Source organism: Streptomyces sp. NPDC018029, assembly GCF_044327655.1.
Classification (GTDB): Bacteria; Actinomycetota; Actinomycetes; order Streptomycetales; family Streptomycetaceae; genus Streptomyces.
This window is the reverse complement of sequence record NZ_JBIRFV010000006.1, coordinates 524,449-543,791: the sequence shown is the minus strand read 5'-3', so window position 1 is coordinate 543,791 and position 19,343 is coordinate 524,449. Positions and strand designations below refer to the sequence as shown.

Here is a 19,343-nt window from a genome sequence, read left to right as displayed (position 1 = left end):
CCTCCCAGAGAGCTGAACGATGAACCCACCGATCTCCCGCCGCACCGTCACCGTGTCCCTCTTGGCCGGCGCCGCCGCCCTGGGGACCGCCGGTGCCGCACAGGCCGCATCGGCCGCACAGCCGGCCACGGCCGACCGCCCCGCCGACGGGTACGGACGCCCCGCCGCGCCCACCATCGTCCTGATCCACGGCGCGTTCGCCGACGCCTCCAGTTGGAGCGCGGTCGTCGAACGCCTGCAGCACCAGGGCCACCGCGTACTGGCACCGGCCCTGCCCCTGCGCGGACTGGCGAGCGACGCCGCCTACATCCGCAGCGTGCTCGACAGCGTCCCCGGACCGATCGTGCTGGTCGGGCACTCCTACGGCGGAGCGGTCATCAGCCAGGCCGCGGCCGGCCACCCGCGGGTCAAGGCACTGGTCTACGTCGCCGCGTTCGTGCCCGACGTCGGGGAGAGCGCGCTCCAGCTCACCGACAAGTTCCCCGGCAGCACGCTGGGACAGGCGACCGCCACGCAGTACTACCCGCTGCCCGACGGCGGACAGGGAGAGGAACTGGTCATCAAGAAGGACCTGTTCCGCAAGCAGTTCGCGGCCGGTGTACCCCGGCAGACCGCCCAGGTCATGGCCGCGGGACAGCGTCCCATCACCCTGGCGGCCCTCCAGGAACCGGCCACCGCGGCCGCGTGGAAGAAGATCCCCAGCTGGTACCTCGTGGCCACCGAGGACCGGAACATCCCGCCGGCCGCCGAGCGTTGGATGGCCAAGCGTGCCCGTGCCCACACGGTCACCGTCCGCGCCCCGCACGCGGCCGCGGTGAGCGATCCCGGCCCCGTCACCGGCCTGATCCTGCGCGCGGTCCGCTCCGTCCGCTCCCACCACTGACCGGACCCGCCCCCGGACGACATACCTCGCCATGGAAAGGAGAGCCGTATGGCCCTGCTCGATCCGGAACCGGGAAAGCTGCGCCCGCGGCAGACCCGGCCCCCTGCCACCGACCGGGTGCCCGACGAACGGGCGTCGGGTGCTCCCGAGGCCCTGCGGGACGACCTGATCCGCCTGCTGGGCTCCCACAAGGTGCTGCACACCCTGTCGGACCTGGTGAAGTACGCCTCGGACGCCAGCCCCTACCGCTTCGTGCCCCAAGTGGTCGTGATCGCCGAGCACGTCGAGGACGTGGCCGCGGTGCTGCGGTACGCCCACGAGCAGGACCGCGAGATCGTCTTCCGGGCGGCCGGGACCTCGCTCAACGGCCAGGCCCAGGGCAAGGACATCCTGGTCGACGTGCGCCGCCACTGGACCGGGGTCGAGGTGCTGGACGGCGGGAAGGAAGCCAGGATCGGGCCGGGTACCACCGTGGGACGCGCCAACATCACCCTGTCCCGTCACGGCCGGCTGCTGGGCCCCGACCCGGCGAGTTCCAGCGCCTGCACCGTCGGCGGGGTGGTCGCCAACAACGCCTCGGGCATGACCGCAGGAGTCACCCGCAACTCCTACCGCCTGCTGTCGTCCCTCACTGTGGTCCTGCCGTCCGGCACGATCGTCGACACTGCGGCTCCGGACGCCGACGCGCGCCTCCGGGAGGCCGAGCCCGAGCTGTGGGCGGGGCTGCTGTCGCTCAAGGGCGAGATCGAGGCCGACACCGAGTTGGTCGCCCGGATCCGCGCGAAGTACGCGTTGAAGAACACCAACGGCTACCGTCTCGACGCCTTCCTGGACGGCTCCACCCCCGTGCAGATCCTGCGCGGGCTGATGGTCGGCTCCCAGGGCACGCTCGGCTTCATCGCCGAGACGGTGTTCCGGACGGTCTCCCTGGACCGGCTCACCCACACGGCGCTGTTGTTCTTCCCCGACCTCGCCGCCGCCGCGGCCGCGGTACCGCTGTTCAACGACGCCGGAGCCCGCGCCGTGGAGGTGATGGACGGCAACACTCTCCGTGCCTGTGCGAGCGTCGAGGGAGTCCCCGCCGACTGGGCCGACATCCCAGGGGACACCGCGGCACTCCTCGTGGAGTTCCGCGCCGCGGACGCGGCGGCCCGCGAGGCCTACCGGCAGGCCGCCGCCGCTGTCCTGGCGAACCTGACGCTGGTGGCCCCGGTGGCTTCCGTCACCAACCGCTTCGTCGAGGACCCGGCCACGATCCGGACGTACTGGCACGCCCGCGAGGCGTTCATGACGGCGGTCGGCAAGGCACGGCCCGCCGGGTCCACGCTGATCACCGAGGACTTCGCGGTACCGCCCGCCCGTCTGGCCGAGGCGTGTGAGGCCCTGGCCGAGCTGCAGCGCCGACACGGCTTCGACGCCGCGGTGGCCGGCCACGCGGCCCACGGCAACCTGCACTTCCTGCTCGCCTTCGACGCCGCCCGTCCGGAGGAGGTCGAGCGCTACGCCGACTTCATGGACGAGTTCTGCACCATGGTGGTACGCCGGTTCGACGGCTCGCTCAAGGCCGAGCACGCCACCGGCCGCAACATGACGCCGTTCCTCGAAGCCGAGTGGGGCGCCCGTGCGACCAGGTTGATGTGGCAGGTCAAACAGACCCTCGACCCCGCGGGGGTACTCGCCCCCGGCGTGGTCCTGAACCGCGACCCCGAAGCCCATCTTCAGGGACTCAAGACCATCCCCACCATCGAGGCGGTCGCCGACCCGTGCATCGAGTGCGGCTTCTGCGAGCCCGTCTGCCCGAGCCGCGACCTCACCACCACGCCGCGTCAACGGATCGTCCTGCGGCGCGAGATGCTGCGCCAGCCCAACGGCTCCGCCGCCCTGGAGAGCCTCCTTGAGTCCTACGGATACGACGCGGTCGACACCTGCGCCGGCGACTCGACCTGCAAGACGGCCTGCCCGGTCGGGATCGACACCGGCGCCATGATGAAGGCGTTCCGCCACCAGCGGCACTCCGAGCGGGAGGAACGGAACGCGGCCCGGGTCGCGGAGCGGTTCTCCCTCGTGGAGTCATCGGTCAGGACCGCCCTCGGCATCGCGGACCATGTCGGCGACCAGGTCCTGGGACGCGTCACCTCCGCCGCCCGCAAGGTGGTCTCGCCCGACCTGGTGCCGGAGTGGATTTCCGCCGTACCGTCCCCGGCGCGTACGCAACTGCCCGGCACGGCCCGCGGGACAGCCGTTGCCGTCTACTACGTCGCCTGCGTCAACCGAATCTTCGCGGGACCCGACGGCGTGGCCGGGCCCACCCTGCCCGAGGCGATCGTCGAGGTCTCCCGGCGTGCCGGGCGGCCGGTGTGGATACCGTCGGACATGGCCGGTTCGTGCTGCGCCACCATCTGGCACTCCAAGGGGTACGACGACGGAAACACCGTCATGGCGAACCGCATAGTCGAGCGGGCCTGGGAGTGGACCGACGCCGGACGCCTGCCGCTCATCGTCGACGCGTCGTCCTGCACACTCGGCATCGGGCAGGAGGTCACGCCGTATCTGACGGCCGAGAACGCGCGCAGGCACCGCGCTCTCACCGTGGTGGACTCCGTCGTCTGGGCCGCCACCGAACTGCTGCCGCACCTCGACGTCACCGACCCGATCGACAGCGCGGTGCTCCACCCCACCTGCTCCATGCGTCACCTGAAGGACGTCGACCAGTTGCGGGCCGTCGCCGAGTTCATCGCGCGGGACGTCAGCGTGCCCGTCTACGCGGAGTGCTGCGGCTTCGCCGGTGACCGGGGGCTGCTGCACAAGGAACTGACCGAGGCGGCGACAGCACACGAGGCAGCCGAAGTCTCCTCGGGCACGTTTGACGCCTATCTGTCGGCCAACCGCACCTGCGAGCTCGGCATGGAGCACGCCACGGGCCGCCCCTACCAATCCGTGCTGCTCGCACTGGAACGTGCCACCCGACCTTCCACCTGACAGGGAGCGCGCCTTGCGCATCGCCCATCTCGCCGGCCGACTGGTCGTGATCACCCACGGCCTGGCAGCCGACGTGCACACCGCCAGCGGCGGCCTGTTCTCCTCCGACCCACAGGCGGTCTACTCCCGCTGGGACGAGTTCCGCACCTGGGCCGCCCGGGCCGACCTCGACGGCGTCCCCTTCGACCCCGCGGACCTCGGTGCGCCCGCGCCGGCCCCGCGCCAGCTCTTCGCCATCGGACTCAACTACAGGGAGCACGTCGTCGAGGCCGGATTCACCACGCCCGAGGGCATGCCGCCGGTCTTCACCAAGTTCGCGACCGCTCTCACCGGCCCGGTGACCGAGGTGACGCTGCCACGGGACAGCCACACCGACTGGGAGGTGGAGCTGGTGGTGGTTGTCGGCAAGGAAGCGCGCCGGGTGCCCGAAGCCGACGCCTGGGACCACGTCGCGGGCCTGACGGTCGGCCAGGACATCTCCGAACGCGTCCTGCAGATGGGCGGCCCTGCCCCCCAGTTCAGCCTCGGCAAGTCCTACCCGGGCTTCGCTCCGACGGGCCCCTGGCTGGTGACCCCTGACGAGTTCGATGACCCCGACGACCTGGAGTTGACCTGCGCCGTCAACGGTGAGGAGGTGCAGCGTGGCCGTACCCGGCAGCTGATCTTCTCCGTGCCGGCCCTTGTCGCCAAGCTGTCCGATGTGCTGCCGCTGCTGCCGGGAGACGTCATCTTCACCGGCACACCGGCCGGTGTCGGCCTCGGCCGCACGCCTCAGCGTTGGCTGTCCGTCGGCGACGAGCTCGTCAGTGCCGTCGAGGGCATCGGCGAACTCCGACAACGGTTCGTCGCCTGACCCTCTCCGAGTTCCGGCGTTTCCCGAGTTTCCCGTAATCGACCACCCATCGAAGACAAAGAGAAGAGACCCCCATGCCCGGATTCCTGACAGGCACGCGCACCCGCCTCCTGGCCTCCGCCGTCGCGGCGGCGCTCACCATGACCGCGGCCGGCGCCACGGCGGCGGCCACCGCCGCCCCGAAGCCGCACGTGCGCTTCGTGGCCCACCTGAACATGGCCGACGGACAGCGCCCGGAGAACATCACCCTGGAGCCCGGCGGCAGTGCCGTCGTCACCTTCGCCTACAGCCGTCAAGTGGCCCGCGTCCACCGCGACGGCCGCGTACAGGTTCTCGCCACTCTCCCCGAGCCCCCGGTCGGCGCGGAGACCCCTGCCCTCTCCTCGCCCTTCCTCGGCGGCATCGTCCGTGCCCATGACGGAACCCTTTACTTCCTGTACGCCACCGGCAGCAGCGACCTGACCGGACTGTGGCGTCTGCGCCCCGGCGGCACCCCGCAGCGCATCGCCGCGCTCCCGGCCGACGGCCTGCCCAACGGCCTCGCCCTCGACCGGCACGAAGGCCGGTTGTACGTGGCCGACTCGGTCCTCGGCACGGTGTGGCGGGTGCCCGTCACCGGGGGCAAGCCCGCCCGCTGGACCACCGCACCCGAACTGGCCGCCACCGGGTTCCTCGGAGCCAACGGCATCAAGGTCCACAAGGGGGCGGTCTGGGTGTCCAACCTGGACAAGGGCACCGTGCTGCGCATCCCCGTCACCCGGTACGGCGCCGCAGGCCGCGTCGAGACCCGGGCCACCGGCCTGACCAACATCGACGACTTCGCGTTCACCGGCCCCGGCACCACGCTCCTGGCCGCGATCAACGCGGACAACGAGGTGGCCCGCGTCAGGCCGGACGGCAGCCACACCGTCGTACTGACCGGCGCCGACGGCCTGGAGAACCCGACCTCGCTCGCCGTGCGCGGCAACAAGGCCTACATAGCCAGCGGCGCCTACTTCACCAACAACGACCCCAACCTCTTGGCCGCCCGGATCACCCCGGCCCGCTAGAGACCCCGAACGAGAGGACAGAGTCGATGACCCAGCAGGACACACGGCAGGCACCAGTCACCGAGCCGCCCGAGTTCGACCCCGGAACATTCCTGGTCGTCCCGGCCAGATCCTTCGAGGACCTACGCGTCGGTGAAGTCTTCCGAGCCCCCAGCCGCACCCTGACGGACGCTCACGCCGCGGCCTTTCAGACCGTCTCCGCGGACAATCACCCGGTGCATTACGACGCCGAATGGGCACGCAAGCACGGGCACTCGGCGCCGGTGGTGCACGGCCTGCAGGTGCTCGCCTTCACCGCGCCGGGCGCCACCCTGTTCCCCCACTTCATCGGAGAGGTGTTCATCAGCTTCCTAGAACTATCCTGCACCTTCCTGGCCGAAGTGCACTCCGGAGACACCCTGTACCCGGCGCTCACCATCACCGGCCTGCAACATCAGGACGACAACGGGGTCGTGGTCACCGCGGCCACCATCCACAACCAGCGCGGCGAGCTCGTGCTGTCCGGCCGGCACAAGTACCTGCTACGGCGGCGAAGTGAGGAGGCGACGTAACGTACGGCAGACCAGTCGGCCGACTGATGCGTCCGTCCCCGGTGCGAAGGCACGCTTGCCCACATGTCAGCAATCTTTACCGGGCCGCAGATGCGTCGTCGACAAGTGACCGGCACGGACGGCCTCGGCTCGCTGCGGGCCTCCGTGCTGTGTTCCGACGACAGGCAGACCGCCGTCCCGCCCTGGCTGTCGGAGGCCGGCCACGAAGATGTCCTGTACGTCGCCCTGCATGTCCACGGTTCAGTCGCGGTCTGTCACGACGGAGGCGACGCCTTCCTGCAACCGGGTGACATGGTCTTCTGCGACACGCGGCTGCGTGACGCCCCTCGCTTCGGCGAGCGGTTCCGGCTGACGGTCTTCCGTGTGCCGCGACGCCACCTGGAGGTCGCCGAGTCCGATCTGCGCCGGGTCATGGGGGCGCCTCTCCGCTGCGGAGACGGTGTGGGAGCGCTGGTGTCCAGCTTTCTCTCCGCGCTCGCCGCTGAGACGGCGTTCCACCAGACGCACATCGGCCACCGGCTCGCCCGCAACGCCGTGGATCTCCTCGCCGCACTCGTCACGGAGTTCGTCGAGGAGGAGCGCGCCGACGCCTCAGGCGTCGGTGCGCAGACGACGCTCTCACGCATCCGGACCTTCATCGAGCTGCACCTCGCCGATCCGGACCTGTCACCGGAGTCGATCGCGCGCGCCCACCACATCTCCGTCCGCTATCTGCACAAGCTCTTCCGGAGCGAGGGCACGACAGTGAGCCGGCTCATACGGCTGCGCCGACTCGAGGCCTGCCGACACGAGCTGAGCCGGGCACCGGAGCGCAGGCTCGCCGTCGCCGCTGTGGCGCACCGTTGGGGTTTCGCCAGCGCGTCACACTTCAGCCGGGTGTTCCGGGCCACCTACGGCATGTCGCCCACGGAGTGGCAGGCTTCGGCGTGACGGCAGCCGGTCGTCGTGCCGACCGGCTGCCCGACAGGCCTCAGAGCTTGCGCAGCTTGGTCGTGAAGACGTGGTTGGCGATCTTGTCGCCGAGTACGAGGCCGTCCTCGGCGTCCCACGGGAAGTGGACACCGAGCCAGACCCGGCTCTGGGCGTCCTCCTTGGCGGCCTGGCTGAAGCTGGTGAACGAGCGGGACTTGATCGGGGACTGCGGTTCGTCGGTGGTCATGGTGAAGGCGATGTCGTCGTTGCGGAAGTAGCGCTTCATCACGCCGGCCCAGGCGGCGCCGAAGGTCGCGTGTCCGGAGGCCCAGGCCGGGAAGCACGGCGTCACGTTCACGCCTGCGCGCGTCTTGAGCAGGGGCTTCCACTCGCGGTCCAGGCCGCTGTCGCGGATGGCGGAGACCGGCCGCCACAGGTCGATCTGGGTCAGGAACTTCACGTCCCGCACCGCGATCCCCGCGTCCGCCATCGCGATGGAGACGAGTGCGAACAGACGGGCGTTCTCGTACGTGTTGAGCTTCTGCTGGGTCGCGACCTCACGGGTGGCCTGGAGCAGCTGCCCCGGCGGCTTGTACGTGCCGTCCTCGTCGTTGGCCCAGAACCAGGCCACCGCTTCCTGTTCCGTGGTGCGGTTGATCTCGGGGGTCTTGGCGGTGGGCCCGTCGGCGCCGGCCTTGCGCACCACTTCGACCTGCTGCTTGTAGGCGTCGCTGGCCAGCAGCTTCTCGTAGGTGCCGTACAAGCCGGGGGTCGGCGGCCGGAACTGCGAGCCCGAGGTCAGTGCGAAGGGTTTGACCTGCCCCCAGAACGGGGTCACGGCCTGGCTGGCCTGGGTACAGCTGGGGTCGACCATGTCGGGGTAGCTGGTGGGCCGCCAGGCGCCGGGCTTGTTGTCCGCGACGTACTTCTCGTCGTTGTCGGATCCGTCGGCGTTACGGGCGTCCCGCATCTGCTTGACCATCGGCCCGACGATCGTCGTGTCGAGGAGGTCGAACCCGGTCGGCTCGGTGCCGAAGCGCTCGCGGAACCGCGCGTCCAGGTAGTGGGTCTGCCCCGGGTAGAGCCCGAGCAGGATGTTGTAGGCCGTCCGTCCGACGACCCGCTCCTCCTCGTCAGGCCCCTCGACCCAGCCCGCGTACTTGTCGGCGCGTATGTAGGGCTCGGACGTGATCTTGCCCTTCCACTTGAGCTGGTAGGAGGACTCCGCGTCGTAGATGGCGGCGTTCAGCATCGCGGCGGACCTGGCCATCGGGCCGGGACCGCCGCCCTCTCTTCGTACGACCTCCATGAGCACGTCGTTCCAGTAGTGCACCGGGTCCGCGATGGTCTGCGGCGGCAGCGCCGCACGGGCTTGCTGCGGCACCGCGGTCAGCGTGGTGCTCGCGGCGGTCAGCGCCACGGCGACCACCAGAGCCCGGCGCCAGCGCGCCGTCCGCTTGTCGTTGCCGGTCCGTATGTGCGCGGTCATGGTCAATCCCCCTGGGGCGGTCCGTGTCGAGATCCACCGGAGCGGTGGCGGCGAGATCCTCGCCCCCGCGCACCGGCGGCACGGACCGCTCCCGGCGGAATGTCCGGCCCCGGCCAGGTGGTTGTCCGAAACCCGTCAGGCGCGGACGAGGGTGACGTCCTGCCGCCCAATCGCGTGGAACTTCGGCAGCGGGAGGCCGCTGCGGGTGTCCAGCTCCATCACGGTCGCCTCGACATGAGCCGCGCCCGGTTCCAGCTTGGATGTGGTACGGCCGCTGTTCTGCCAGCGGTGCTCCGCGCCGTCGCAGACCGCGCGAGTGCCGCCGATGCCATGTCGGACAACGGCGGAACTCTGGCGCACCGAGGAAGACACGAAGACCGGGCCCGCTCCACCCGAACAGCGGTAGGTGCCGGAGAGAGTGACGGTGCCGTCCGCGGCGAGCCTGCCGGTCGGGTCCACGGTCACCGTCTCCCCGGGAAGCCGGGGAATCCGGGGGTCGGCGAACGCGTCGGTGGCCGGGGCGGTGAGCAGGAGCAGTGCGGTGCCGATGGACGTGGCGGTGACCTGGCGCAGGGACATGGGAATTCCTCATGGCGTAGGGGCGCTCGGAACGAGGAGTTCCACATATACCCGGATGCCGTCCGCCCGGGCATGATTGACCCGGCTTGCGTCGTGTCCCGGATCAGTAGCCGTAGATCATCTTGTAGGCGGCCTCGGGGAGGAACTGGCCGGCCGAGGAGCCGGCTCCGACGCCGCAGTCGCCGTCGGACTCACCCGGGACCTTGATCCACAGGAGCATTTCCGCGCCACCGCCCAGCTGGGTGGGGGTGCCGATACGGCGACCCGCGGGGTTGCACCACTGGCCGTTGGAGCCGTTGCCGTTGCGGCTCGTGTCCACGACGAACGGCTTGGTGTAGCCGTAGCGGACCTTGAGTTCACTGTTCACGGCGTTGCCGTACGCGGTGTTCTCGGCCGTGGTCAGGTAGTTGGAGACGTTGAGCGAGAAGCCGTGGGCCTGTCGGACACCGGCTTCGTGGAGGCGCCGGGCCATGGTCGCCGCGCTCGCCCAGGCCGGGTTGCCTGCGTCGAGATAGACCCAGGTGTTGGGGGCCCTGCGGTTGAACTCGGTGAGCGCGCCGGTGAGCATGGTCTCGCGTTCGTCGATCTGGGCCTGGGTCATGCAGCCGTAGTCCCCGAGGGAGTCCGGTTCGAGGACGACGACGGCCGGGCGGTCGGCGATGCCGCCCGCGAACCGGGCGATCCAGTCCGCGTAGGCGGCCGGCGAGGCGGCTCCGCCCGCGGAGTGCCCGCCGCAGTAGTCGCGGTTGTATATGTTGTAGGCGACGAGGAGGGGCAGCTTGTCCCGGGCGTCCGCCGCGCCGACGTACGCGCCGGTGGCGGTACCGATGCTGCCGCTCCACGAGCCGAACCAGCGGGCCGTCGGGGTGTTGGCGATGGAGGCATTGATGGCAGGCGCCCGGCCGTCACCGGGGTTGGCGGCGACCCACCGCTTCGCGCTCGAGTCGGGGTCCACGTAGAACCCGTTGGTCATGGTCGTCGGGTCGGCCGCGTGGGCCGGTGCGGCGGCGAGCGCCAGCGGCAGTGAGAGGAGCGCTGCCCATAGAGCGTGCAGTCTGCGGCGCATGACGGTACCTCGGCTTTCTGTCAGGAATGCGGCGGACGGTCGGTGGTGAACAGCTCCGGACATGCGGAGCGGCTGTTTCCCCGCGCGGTCTACTTGACCCGCGTCTCGCACGACATCCGGCGCTCGTGCCCCACCTCACGCACCGGCCCGGTCAGGGTGAGCGGCACGGTGTGGTGGACATGGGCGCTGGAGGCGGCGATGCGCAGTTCGAGGGCGCCGGGTTCGACGACGCGCCGGCCGTCGGCGCCGGTGTACGCGGCGAGGTCGGCGGGGAACGTGGCGTGCACCTCGGCCGACGCGCCGGCCTCCAGGGGCACCCGGGCGTAGCCGACGAGGCGGACCTCGGGGCGGGCGACGGTGCCGACCGGGTCGTGCAGATAGAGCTGGACGACTTCGGTTCCGGGACGGTGGCCGGTGTTGCGGACGGTCAGCCGCAGCGCGGTCTCGCCATCGGTGGCGAACTCCCATGTGTCGCACAGCGGTTGGCTCCAGCTGAACGTGGTGTACGACAGGCCGTGCCCGAACGGGTACAGGGGTGTCGGGTCCACGGAGCTGGGGAAGCCGTGCCGGCCGAGCGGCGGTGCGAGGTACGGTGCGGGCTGACCGCCCGGGCTGCGCGGCACCCCGACGGGCAAGCGCCCGGAGGGGTTGACGCGGCCGGAGAGGACGCCCGCGACGGCGCCGCCGCCCTCCTGCCCGGGGAAGAACGCCTGGACGACGGCGGCGGCCCGGTCGGCCCAGCGGCCGAGTGCGTACGGTCTTCCGCTGAGTACGACGATGACGACCGGCACTCCGGAGGCCATCGCCTCGTCCAGTATCTCTCCCTGCCCGTACGGGAGTTGGAGGTCCTCGGCATCGCAGCCCTCGCCCGAGGAGCCGCGGCCGAACAGGCCCGACCGGTCTCCCACGACGGCCAGGCAGACGTCGGCCGCCGCCGGATCGTCGACGAACACGGCGTCCGGGAACTCGGCGCGCAACGCCTCGGCGAGCGTCGGCACCTGGACACCGGTGGGCAGTTCGGGATGGTGCACGCCCACGTGCCGGGGGAACGTGTAGCAGCCGAGCATGGCGGCCTGCTCGTCGGCGAGCGGACCGACGACGGCGATGCGCGGCCCGGCACCCAGCGGCAGCACCCCGGAGTCGTTGGCGAGCAGGACGACCGACTCCTCGGCGACCTTGCGCGCCAGTTCCCGCAGGTGCGGGGGGTTCAGGTCGACCGTCTCTCCGTCCGTGCCAGGCACCCCGTCCATGACGGGCTCCCAGTCGGGGTCGAGCAACCCCAGTTCGCACTTCTGCGTGAGGACACGCAGTGCGGCACGGTCGAGCAGGTCTTCGGGCGGCGGGGCGGCAGGGTCGAAGCAGCGCGCCGCCGGCAGCTCCACGTCGACACCGGCCGCCAGCGCGAGCCGTGCGGCACGGCCCTCGTCGGCGGCGATCCGGTGCGCCTCCTCAAGGAGCGAGACGCCGTAGTAGTCCGACACCACGGTGCCGGTGAACTGCCATCGCGTACGCAGGAGTTGTGTGAGCAGTCCGCCGTGGGCGTGGGCGGGCAGGCCGTCGACGTCGTTGTAGGCGGGCATCACGGAGCGGGCACCGCCATCGCGTACCGCCATCTCGAACGGCGGCACGATCACGTCGGCGAGCTCCCGCGGGCCGAGCGAGGCGGGCGCGTGGTTGCGGGCGGCGCGCGAGGCCGAGTACCCGGCGAAGTGCTTGAGCGTGGCGACGATTCCCGCCGACTGCAGGCCGCGCACATACGCGGTGCCGATGGTGCCGACGAGGTAGGGATCCTCGCCGATCGTCTCCTCGGTCCGGCCCCAGCGCGGATCCCGTACGACGTCCAGGACCGGGGCGAGCCCCTGGTGGACGCCGACGGCCCGCATCGACACACCGACGGCCTGCGCCATCTCGGTGATCAGCGCGGGGTCGTAGGTGGCACCCCAGGCCAGCGGCGTCGGAAGGACGGTGGCCTGCCAGGCGGTGAACCCGGTCAGGCACTCCTCGTGGGCGATCGCGGGCAGGGCGAACCGATTGCCCGCACGGATCGTGCGCTGCAGTTCGGCGAGGCGGGCGACGCCCTCGGCGGGTGCGACGGGCACGGTGCCGAAGGGCCGGGTGAGGTGGCCGAGACCGTGAGGCAGCAGGGCGTCGAGGGCGGCGCTGCGGGCCGCATAGGTGTGCTGGCCGGGGGCGACGTCGGAGGCTCCGCCGCCGTCGGCATCGGCATCGGCGCCGATCCATACGCTGGTCAGCTGGGCGGTCTTCTCCTCGGCGGTCATCCTGGCGAGCAGGTCTGCCGCCCTGACGTGGGCGGGCAGGGTGGTGTCCTGCCATGGCTCGACCATGGAACTCCTCAAGTACGTGGTGGGACGGGCGTGTTCGCGGCTGTGGGCTCAGCCCTTGGTGGCGCCCGTGGTGATGCCCCCGATCAACTGCCGTTCGGCGACCGCGTAGAACGCGAGGGCGGGCACCATGGCGAGGACGAGGTACGCGAAGACGCGGGCGATGTCGGTGCCGTACTGGCCCTGGAACTGCTGGACGCCGATGGGGATCGTCCACCAGGACTGTTCGCTGAACACCAGTAGCGGGAGCAGGAAGTTGTTCCAGCTGCCGACGATGGCGAGGATGGACACGGTGCCGAGTGCGGGCCGTGCCATGGGCAGCAGGATCCGCCAGAAGAAGCCGAACGCGGAGCAGCCGTCGAGGGTGGCGGCCTCCTCCAGTTCGCCGGGGATCTCCCGGAAGAAGCCGCGCAGGATGACGATGGTCATGGGCAGTCCGAACGCGGCCTGCGGCAGGATCACGCCCCAGGGGTTGTCGAGCAGCCCGAAGGTGCGCAGCAGGACGAACAGCGGCAGGATCGCCACGGCGAACGGGAACATCAGCCCCACGGCGAAGAGCGTGAAGAGCACCTCCCGGCCACGGAAGGCGAAACGGGCGAGCGCGAAGGCGGCGAGGGCCGCGGCGCCCACCGTCAGCACGGTCGTGCCGACGGCGATCAGCGTGGAGGCGCCCAGCATGCGCCAGAACGAGCCGGAGGCCAGTACGTCGGTGTAGTTGGAGGTCACCCAGGGCGAGGGCAGGCCGAAGGTGTTGCGGGAGAGCTGGTCGGTGGACTTGAACCCGGAGACGAACGCGTACAGCAGCGGCGTGACCATGACGGCGCCGACCAGCCACAGCGTCACGTACAACGGCACGGAGCGCAGCTTCCTGCGCACGCCCGCGCTCATCGGGAGGCTCGCATGGTGGTGAGGGCTCCTTGGGTGTCGCGGCGCAGCACGGATCGCTGGTAGATGAGGGCGAAGACGAGGCTGATGAGGAACATGGCGATGCTGATCGCGCTGGCGTAGCCGATCTGGTAGCGCTTGAAGCCGAACTGGAACATGGTCACGGCCATGGTCTCGGAGTGGTGGTCGGGGCCGCCCTGCGTGACCACCCACACCAGGTCGAAGAGCTGGATGGCGCCGATCACGGAGAGGAAGACGCTGATGCGGATCGTCGGCCCGAGCAGCGGCAGGGTGATGTGGCGGAAGCGCTGCCAGGGGCTCGCGCCGTCGATGCGGGCCGCCTCGTGCAGTTCGGCAGGGACGCCCTGCAGCCCGGCCAGGTACAGCATCATGTGGAAGCCGAAGTACTTCCATGTCATGACGAGGAACAGCGTCGGCAGCACGTGGTCCTGGTCGGCGAACCACAGTCCGCCGAGGCCGTCCAGGCCGACCGAGCCGAGCACCTTGTCGGCGAGCCCGTCGTCCGGCGCGAAGATCATGGAGAAGAGGACGCCGGTGACGACCTCGGACAGGACGTAGGGGGCGAAGAACAGCACTCGGTACAGGGCCCGTCCGCGCAGTTTCCGGTTGAGCAGCACGGCCATGCCGAGCGCGAACGGCAGCTGCACGCACACCGAGAACAGTACGAGCAGCAGGCCCCGCCACAGGTCACCGAGGAAGACCGGGTCGTGGATGAGCCGGCTGTAGTTGTCGAGGCCGACGTAGTCCGAAGGGGACCCGAATCCGCCCCAGTTGAAGAGGCTGACGTAGAGGGCGTACAGGATCGGGGCGAGCACGAGCGCGCCGAACAGGAGCAGGGCGGGCAGGGTGAAGCAGAAGGCGGTCAGCCAGTCGGCGGCCCGGCGGGCCATCGGCCGCCCCGGTCTCGTGTCCGGCGGCCGCGGCGGGGCCGCGGGCTCGGGGGCTTTCACGTACGTGGAGGTCATGTCGGTCACTGGCTCTTCGCGACCTGGGTGATCGAACGGGCCACCTGCTCAGGTGACTTGGACCCGGCGATCAGGGCGGCGACCGAGTCGTTGATCTCCTGGCCGACGGCGGGCGGGTACGCCTGGTCGAGGTAGAGCTGGAAGCCGGTGGCCTTGTCGACGGTGTCGGAGACGAGCTTGAGATTGCGGTCGGTCAGAGCGCTCGTCGCGTCCTTGACGACCGGCATGATCGAGGCCTCCTTCACGAGGATGCGGTCGGATTCGGCCGTCATGAAGAACCGCAGGAAGTCGACGGCCGCCTCGGGCGCGCCCTTGCGCACCGCGTAGCCGCCTCCTCCGCCGAAGACGTCAGTGAGGGCGCCCTTGCCGCCGGCGACCGCGGGGAACGGGAAGAACCCGAGGTCCTCACCGATGCCCTTGCCCGCGTCGGCCTGCGCGACGGGCGCCCACTGGCCCATCAGCTCCATCGCCGCCTTGCCGTTGCCCATGGTGGCCGCCTCGCCGTTGGGCGTGGCGTACGCGGCACCGAGGTGGCCCTTCTGGAACGGCCGGAGCGAGACGAGTTCCTCGAGGTGCTCGCCCGCCTTGACGAAGTCGTCGCCGGTGAAGTCCTCGGCGTCAGCGGCCTTCCGCATGCCGTCGACTCCGGCGATCCGCATGGACAGGTAGGCCCAGTAGTACATGCCGGGCCACTTCTCCTTGCCCGCGAGGGCGATGGGGGTGAGCCCGGCGCTCTTCAGCTTCTCGACCGTGTCGAGGTAAGCGGCCCAGGTGGCGGGCGGCGTCTCGATGCCGGCCTCGGCGAACAGCGCCTTGTTGTACCAGAAGCCCACCGCCCCGATCTCGAAGGGCACGGCGTACGTCTTCCCGTCGATCTCGTACGGCTTCAGCGAAGCCGGCATGAGCGTGTCCGCCCAGGGCTTGATGGACGGGGTCAGCTCCTCGACGAGACCGGCGTCGACCTGCTGTTCGAGCACGCCGCCGCCCCAGGTGTGATAGATGTCCGGCAGTTTTCCGGAACTGGTCAGCGCCGTCATCTTCGACTTGTAGGCGTCGTTCTCCATCGTGACGAGCTTGATGCGCACATCGGGGTGCTCGGCCTCGAACGCCTTGGCCCGCTCGGGCCAGACGGACTTCGACGGCTCCGTGGTCTGGATGTTCCACCACTCCACGACGGTCCTGCCCTCGCTGTCGGTGGTGGTGGACCCGGAGTCCGAACAGGCGGAGAGGCCGGCCGCGCCCAGTCCCGCCGCTGACGCGGCCCCCAGGAACCGGCGGCGGGAGAGAGCTGACAACGCGGCGCCGGACGCGGACGTGACGGCTCGGTCGAAGGCTGGCATGGCGCACCTTCCGGAATAGTTCCGAGAATTATCGGTAGATGGCCATGGAAGTTACGGGCATACGTCGGGGGCGTCAACGGCCCTGACAGAAACGGGCGTTGACGCCCCCGGTGTGTGCTGTTCCGCTAGGCGGGGCGTGGTTCTGCTGTGCGGGGCGCTGTTTCGCTGTGCGGGGCGCTGTTTCGCTGTGCGGGGCGCCGTTCCGGCTATGCGAGGCGCGGTGGCGCGGTGCTCGCGCGGACCACAAGCTCGGTCGCGAGTTCCACCCGCGGCGACGCCAACTCGACGTCCCGCGCGAGGTCGAGCAGCATCCGCGCCGCCACCTTGCCCATGTCGGACAGGGGTTGCCGGACCGTCGTGAGGGGCGGCGACGACCAGCGCACCTCCGGCAGGTCGTCGAAGCCGACGACGCTCATGTCCTCCGGCACCCGCAGGCCGCGACGGCGCAGTGCCTCGATCGCGCCGAGCGCCATCTGGTCGCTCGCGGCGAAGATCGCGGTCGGCGGTTCATCGAGGTCCAACAGCCGCCCGGCGCCGGTGAATCCGGACTCGTGGTAGAAGTCACCGGGCACCACGAGCGCGTCGTCGACGGCGGCCCCGGCCACGTCGAGCGCGGCCCGGTAGCCGTCGAGCCGGGCCCGTGAGCACAGCAGTCGCGGCGGGCCCTCGATGAAGCCGATGCGCCGGTGCCCGAGCTGGAGCACGTGCTCGGTCGCCGCCATCCCGCCCGCCCAGTTCGTGGCGCCGACGGTCGGCGCCTCGGTGGCGGGGGACCCGGCCGGGTCGATCACCACCAACGGCACGCCCAGCCTGCGCAGTTCGTCGTGGAGGCCCGGTTCGAGCACCGACGTCACGAGGATCACTCCGTCGGAGGCGCGGGCCCGCAGATTGGTCATCCACTGTCGCGCGGCGCCCGCCCGGTCGTGGATCGCGGAGACCACCGTGCCGACACCCGCCTCGTGTGCGACCTCCTCCACACCCCGGATGATCTCGACGGCCCACGGGCTGTCCAGGTCGTTGAAGACCAGGTCGAGCAGTGCCGCCCGGGCCCCGGGCGCGGACGGCCGACGCCGGTAGCCGTGCCGGTGCAGGAGGTCCTCGATGCGGGCGCGGGTCGCGGACGAGACGTCCGAACGTCCGTTGACGACGCGTGAAACGGTCGGCACGGACACGCCGGCTTCCCGGGCGATCTCGGCGATCGTCACCTTCGCCACCCCGTCCGGGCCCCGCGTGCCCGTCTTGCGCTGGGTGCCTGTACTGCGCTGGGTGCCTGTCTTGCGCTGAGTGGCTGCCTTGCGCTGAGTGCCTTCCCCGGCCACCATCCCCACCTCCCCGTCACTGGACACCCGGAAAGTCCGGGCGCCTTCCGGAAACCGTAAGACATCCGGATGGTGTGAGGTCAGGAAAGGTCTTCGCCGAGCGTGGCCACGACGTGCGGCCCGTGGCCCGCGGTGGCCAGGGGGCGGCGGATGTCGCGTTCGAGGTCGGGCAGGTAGCCGACGAGTACGTCGGCGGGGCCCTGGACGCGCACTTCCCCGAGGGCGGCGGGCAGCAGTACCGTCTGTGCCCGGCCCAGCTCCAGCGCCTCACCGGCGCAGGTCACGGTGGCCGGCGCTCCCGCGTTGCTGAGGATGTGCGCGGTGCCGAAGCCGTGGTCGAGCACGGCTCCGCTCCGTACACGCCAGCGTTCCAGGGCGAAGTACGGGCCGGCGCACAGGAACACCCGGTCGACGCCGTCGCCGACGGGAAGGCGCAGCCCAGGGACGAAATCCGGTCGGCGATCGGGCTTCCACTGCTTCAGGAGCGCCTCGATGTTGGCGTGCCACTCTTCGTCGGAGAGCGCGGCCCCGTCCTCCATGCGGTGCCGCATCGCGTGCTCCTGGAGGTCGGAGGTCTGCTCGATCTCGTAGACGAGCGTGCCGGGACCGAAGCTGTGCAGGGTGCCGGCCGGGACGTACAGGGTCTCCCCGGCACGCACGGGCAGGCGGCGCATCACGGCGTCGAAGTCCTGTGCCAGCAGCGCGCGTCGCAGCTCCTCCCCCGTGACGCCCGGCCGCACGCCGACCAGGGCGGTGGCGCCCGGCTCGGCTTCAAGGATGTGCCACGCCTCGGTCTTGCCGTTCGGCTCGCCCTGACCGCGCGCGGCGCAGTCGTCGGGGTGCAGGTGCACCGGCAGAGGGCCTGCCGCGTCGATGAACTTCGTCAGCAGGGGAAAGCGTCGCCCGCGCCAGCCCCGGCCCACCAGACCCTCCGGGTCCCGCTCGGTCAGCTCGCGCAGTGTGCTGCCGCGCAGCTGCCCCTCCCGTACGCGCGACTCGTCGCCGTCGACATCACTGACCTCCCACGTCTCGGCGATCCGGCCCGGGGGCAGACCGGTACGCCCGAGCCGGTCCGGGATGGTCCGGCCGCCGAAGAGGTGCTGTTTGACCGGCGTGGTGAGCCGCAGCGGGTACCAGTCCATGGCCGCCTACAGGATGGGCTGTCCGCCGGTGACCGCGATGCGGGCCCCGGAGACGTAGCTGCCTTCGTCGGAGGCGAGCATGACGTACACCGGCGCCACTTCGGCGGGCTGTCCCGGCCTGCCGAGCGGCACGTCCTGCCCGAAGCCCTCCACCTGTTCCGCCGGCATGGTCGAGGGGATGAGCGGTGTCCAGATCGGGCCCGGCGCCACGCTGTTCACCCGGATGCCCTTGTCCGCGAGGAGTTGGGACGCGGCCCCGACGAAATTGGCGATGCCCGCCTTGGTGACGTCGTAGGGCAGCAGTTGCGGCGGAGGCATGTCGGAGTTGACGGATGTGGTGGCGATGATCGACGCCCCCGGCCGCATGTGCGGAACGGCGGCCTTGCACAGGTGGAACAGCGCACTGAGGTTCACCGCGAGCGTGTGGTCCCACTCCTCGTCGGGGATGTCCTCCAGGGTGTCGCGGGTCATCTGGTACGCCGCGTTGGACACGAGGACGTCGATACGGCCGAAAGTCTCCGCCGCCGTCCGCACCACGGCGCGGCAGTGCTCCGGGTCCGCGAGGTCGCCGGGGACCAGGACCGCCTTGCGGCCGGCCTCCTCGACCCACCGTGCCGTGTCGCGGGCGTCCTCGTGCTCGTCGAGGTAGGAGATCAGGACGTCGGCGCCCTCGCGAGCGAAGGCGATGGCCACGGCTCGTCCGATGCCGCTGTCCCCTCCGGTGATCACGGCGCTCTTGCCGGACAGCCGGCCGGAGCCGCGATAGGTCTCCTCGCCGTGGTCGGGCCGGGGACGCATCTGTCCGGTGGTGCCGGGCGGGGACTGCTGCTGCGGGGGCTGGTTCACCAGGTTCTCCTGCCGATGACGTGCGAGGGACCGCCCCTACGGGGGTGCCGGTCCGCGTTCTCCTAGCGTGTAGCCGCTCACGGACATTTCTATGCATAAGACCCTGGGGGCGCGCCGTCTGG

16 protein-coding genes are annotated in these 19,343 nt (G+C 70.7%); 6 read left to right on the top strand and 10 right to left on the bottom strand.

What is annotated here, in order from left to right; genetic code table 11:
* The first annotated feature begins 19 nt into the window (after positions 1-19).
* From ACH4D5_RS21575 to ACH4D5_RS21550, 6 genes are all read left to right on the top strand, one after another.
* Positions 20-883: an alpha/beta fold hydrolase gene (locus ACH4D5_RS21575; protein ID WP_398304776.1), complete on the top strand. Its 864-nt coding sequence runs from the start codon at positions 20-22 to the stop codon at positions 881-883.
* Between the two features lie 48 nt (positions 884-931).
* Complete coding sequence (locus ACH4D5_RS21570) at positions 932-3,862, top strand: FAD-binding and (Fe-S)-binding domain-containing protein (RefSeq protein WP_398304774.1); 2,931 nt, start codon at positions 932-934, stop codon at positions 3,860-3,862.
* A gap of 13 nt (positions 3,863-3,875) precedes the next feature.
* On the top strand, positions 3,876-4,715 hold the full coding sequence (locus ACH4D5_RS21565; RefSeq protein ID WP_398304771.1) for a fumarylacetoacetate hydrolase family protein: 840 nt from the start codon (positions 3,876-3,878) through the stop codon (positions 4,713-4,715).
* Between the two features lie 74 nt (positions 4,716-4,789).
* Complete coding sequence (locus ACH4D5_RS21560) at positions 4,790-5,764, top strand: SMP-30/gluconolactonase/LRE family protein (protein ID WP_398304769.1); 975 nt, start codon at positions 4,790-4,792, stop codon at positions 5,762-5,764.
* Positions 5,765-5,790: 26 nt separating this feature from the next.
* Positions 5,791-6,315: a MaoC family dehydratase gene (locus ACH4D5_RS21555; RefSeq protein WP_398304766.1), complete on the top strand. Its 525-nt coding sequence runs from the start codon at positions 5,791-5,793 to the stop codon at positions 6,313-6,315.
* Positions 6,316-6,378: 63 nt separating this feature from the next.
* The gene (locus tag ACH4D5_RS21550) at positions 6,379-7,245 is read left to right on the top strand and encodes a helix-turn-helix domain-containing protein (RefSeq protein WP_398304764.1); all 867 of its coding nucleotides are present in this window, start codon (positions 6,379-6,381) and stop codon (positions 7,243-7,245) included.
* A 40-nt stretch (positions 7,246-7,285) separates the two neighbouring features.
* Here the strand turns inward: ACH4D5_RS21550 and ACH4D5_RS21545 are convergent, their stop codons facing one another.
* From ACH4D5_RS21545 to ACH4D5_RS21500, 10 genes are all read right to left on the bottom strand, one after another.
* On the bottom strand, positions 7,286-8,716 hold the full coding sequence (locus ACH4D5_RS21545; RefSeq protein ID WP_398304761.1) for a vanadium-dependent haloperoxidase: 1,431 nt from the start codon (positions 8,714-8,716) through the stop codon (positions 7,286-7,288).
* A 135-nt stretch (positions 8,717-8,851) separates the two neighbouring features.
* Positions 8,852-9,295 carry a DUF6299 family protein gene (locus tag ACH4D5_RS21540; RefSeq protein WP_398304759.1) on the bottom strand — a complete coding sequence of 148 codons (444 nt, stop codon included), beginning with the start codon at positions 9,293-9,295 and terminating at the stop codon, positions 8,852-8,854.
* 103 nt (positions 9,296-9,398) lie between these two features.
* Positions 9,399-10,361, bottom strand: coding sequence for a glycoside hydrolase family 6 protein (locus ACH4D5_RS21535; protein ID WP_398304756.1), 963 nt, complete (start codon positions 10,359-10,361; stop codon positions 9,399-9,401).
* A gap of 89 nt (positions 10,362-10,450) precedes the next feature.
* Positions 10,451-12,706: a glycoside hydrolase family 3 N-terminal domain-containing protein gene (locus ACH4D5_RS21530; protein ID WP_398304754.1), complete on the bottom strand. Its 2,256-nt coding sequence runs from the start codon at positions 12,704-12,706 to the stop codon at positions 10,451-10,453.
* Between the two features lie 48 nt (positions 12,707-12,754).
* The gene (locus ACH4D5_RS21525) at positions 12,755-13,591 is read right to left on the bottom strand and encodes a carbohydrate ABC transporter permease (RefSeq protein WP_398304751.1); all 837 of its coding nucleotides are present in this window, start codon (positions 13,589-13,591) and stop codon (positions 12,755-12,757) included.
* Complete coding sequence (locus tag ACH4D5_RS21520; RefSeq protein WP_398304748.1) at positions 13,588-14,574, bottom strand: carbohydrate ABC transporter permease; 987 nt, start codon at positions 14,572-14,574, stop codon at positions 13,588-13,590. The genes ACH4D5_RS21525 and ACH4D5_RS21520 overlap by 4 nt, the downstream gene beginning before the upstream one ends.
* Positions 14,575-14,579: 5 nt before the next feature.
* The gene (locus ACH4D5_RS21515) at positions 14,580-15,914 is read right to left on the bottom strand and encodes an extracellular solute-binding protein (protein WP_398304745.1); all 1,335 of its coding nucleotides are present in this window, start codon (positions 15,912-15,914) and stop codon (positions 14,580-14,582) included.
* Positions 15,915-16,120: 206 nt separating this feature from the next.
* Positions 16,121-17,236, bottom strand: a complete 1,116-nt coding sequence (locus tag ACH4D5_RS21510; protein WP_398304742.1) for a LacI family DNA-binding transcriptional regulator — start codon at positions 17,234-17,236, stop codon at positions 16,121-16,123.
* A 77-nt stretch (positions 17,237-17,313) separates the two neighbouring features.
* On the bottom strand, positions 17,314-18,375 hold the full coding sequence (locus ACH4D5_RS21505) for a type I phosphomannose isomerase catalytic subunit (RefSeq protein WP_398304739.1): 1,062 nt from the start codon (positions 18,373-18,375) through the stop codon (positions 17,314-17,316).
* 6 nt (positions 18,376-18,381) lie between these two features.
* Complete coding sequence (locus tag ACH4D5_RS21500; protein ID WP_398304736.1) at positions 18,382-19,221, bottom strand: SDR family oxidoreductase; 840 nt, start codon at positions 19,219-19,221, stop codon at positions 18,382-18,384.
* Positions 19,222-19,343: the final 122 nt, after the last annotated feature.

Coding starts and splice junctions, on each gene's coding strand:
- ACH4D5_RS21575 (WP_398304776.1), top strand. CDS start 20: ATGAACCCACCGATCTCCCGCCGCACCGTCACCGTGTCCCTCTTGGCC.
- ACH4D5_RS21570 (WP_398304774.1), top strand. CDS start 932: ATGGCCCTGCTCGATCCGGAACCGGGAAAGCTGCGCCCGCGGCAGACC.
- ACH4D5_RS21560 (WP_398304769.1), top strand. CDS start 4,790: ATGCCCGGATTCCTGACAGGCACGCGCACCCGCCTCCTGGCCTCCGCC.
- ACH4D5_RS21555 (WP_398304766.1), top strand. CDS start 5,791: ATGACCCAGCAGGACACACGGCAGGCACCAGTCACCGAGCCGCCCGAG.
- ACH4D5_RS21550 (WP_398304764.1), top strand. CDS start 6,379: ATGTCAGCAATCTTTACCGGGCCGCAGATGCGTCGTCGACAAGTGACC.
- ACH4D5_RS21545 (WP_398304761.1), bottom strand. CDS start 8,716: ATGACCGCGCACATACGGACCGGCAACGACAAGCGGACGGCGCGCTGG.
- ACH4D5_RS21540 (WP_398304759.1), bottom strand. CDS start 9,295: ATGTCCCTGCGCCAGGTCACCGCCACGTCCATCGGCACCGCACTGCTC.
- ACH4D5_RS21535 (WP_398304756.1), bottom strand. CDS start 10,361: ATGCGCCGCAGACTGCACGCTCTATGGGCAGCGCTCCTCTCACTGCCG.
- ACH4D5_RS21530 (WP_398304754.1), bottom strand. CDS start 12,706: ATGGTCGAGCCATGGCAGGACACCACCCTGCCCGCCCACGTCAGGGCG.
- ACH4D5_RS21525 (WP_398304751.1), bottom strand. CDS start 13,591: ATGAGCGCGGGCGTGCGCAGGAAGCTGCGCTCCGTGCCGTTGTACGTG.
- ACH4D5_RS21520 (WP_398304748.1), bottom strand. CDS start 14,574: ATGACCTCCACGTACGTGAAAGCCCCCGAGCCCGCGGCCCCGCCGCGG.
- ACH4D5_RS21515 (WP_398304745.1), bottom strand. CDS start 15,914: ATGCCAGCCTTCGACCGAGCCGTCACGTCCGCGTCCGGCGCCGCGTTG.
- ACH4D5_RS21510 (WP_398304742.1), bottom strand. CDS start 17,236: ATGGTGGCCGGGGAAGGCACTCAGCGCAAGGCAGCCACTCAGCGCAAG.
- ACH4D5_RS21505 (WP_398304739.1), bottom strand. CDS start 18,375: ATGGACTGGTACCCGCTGCGGCTCACCACGCCGGTCAAACAGCACCTC.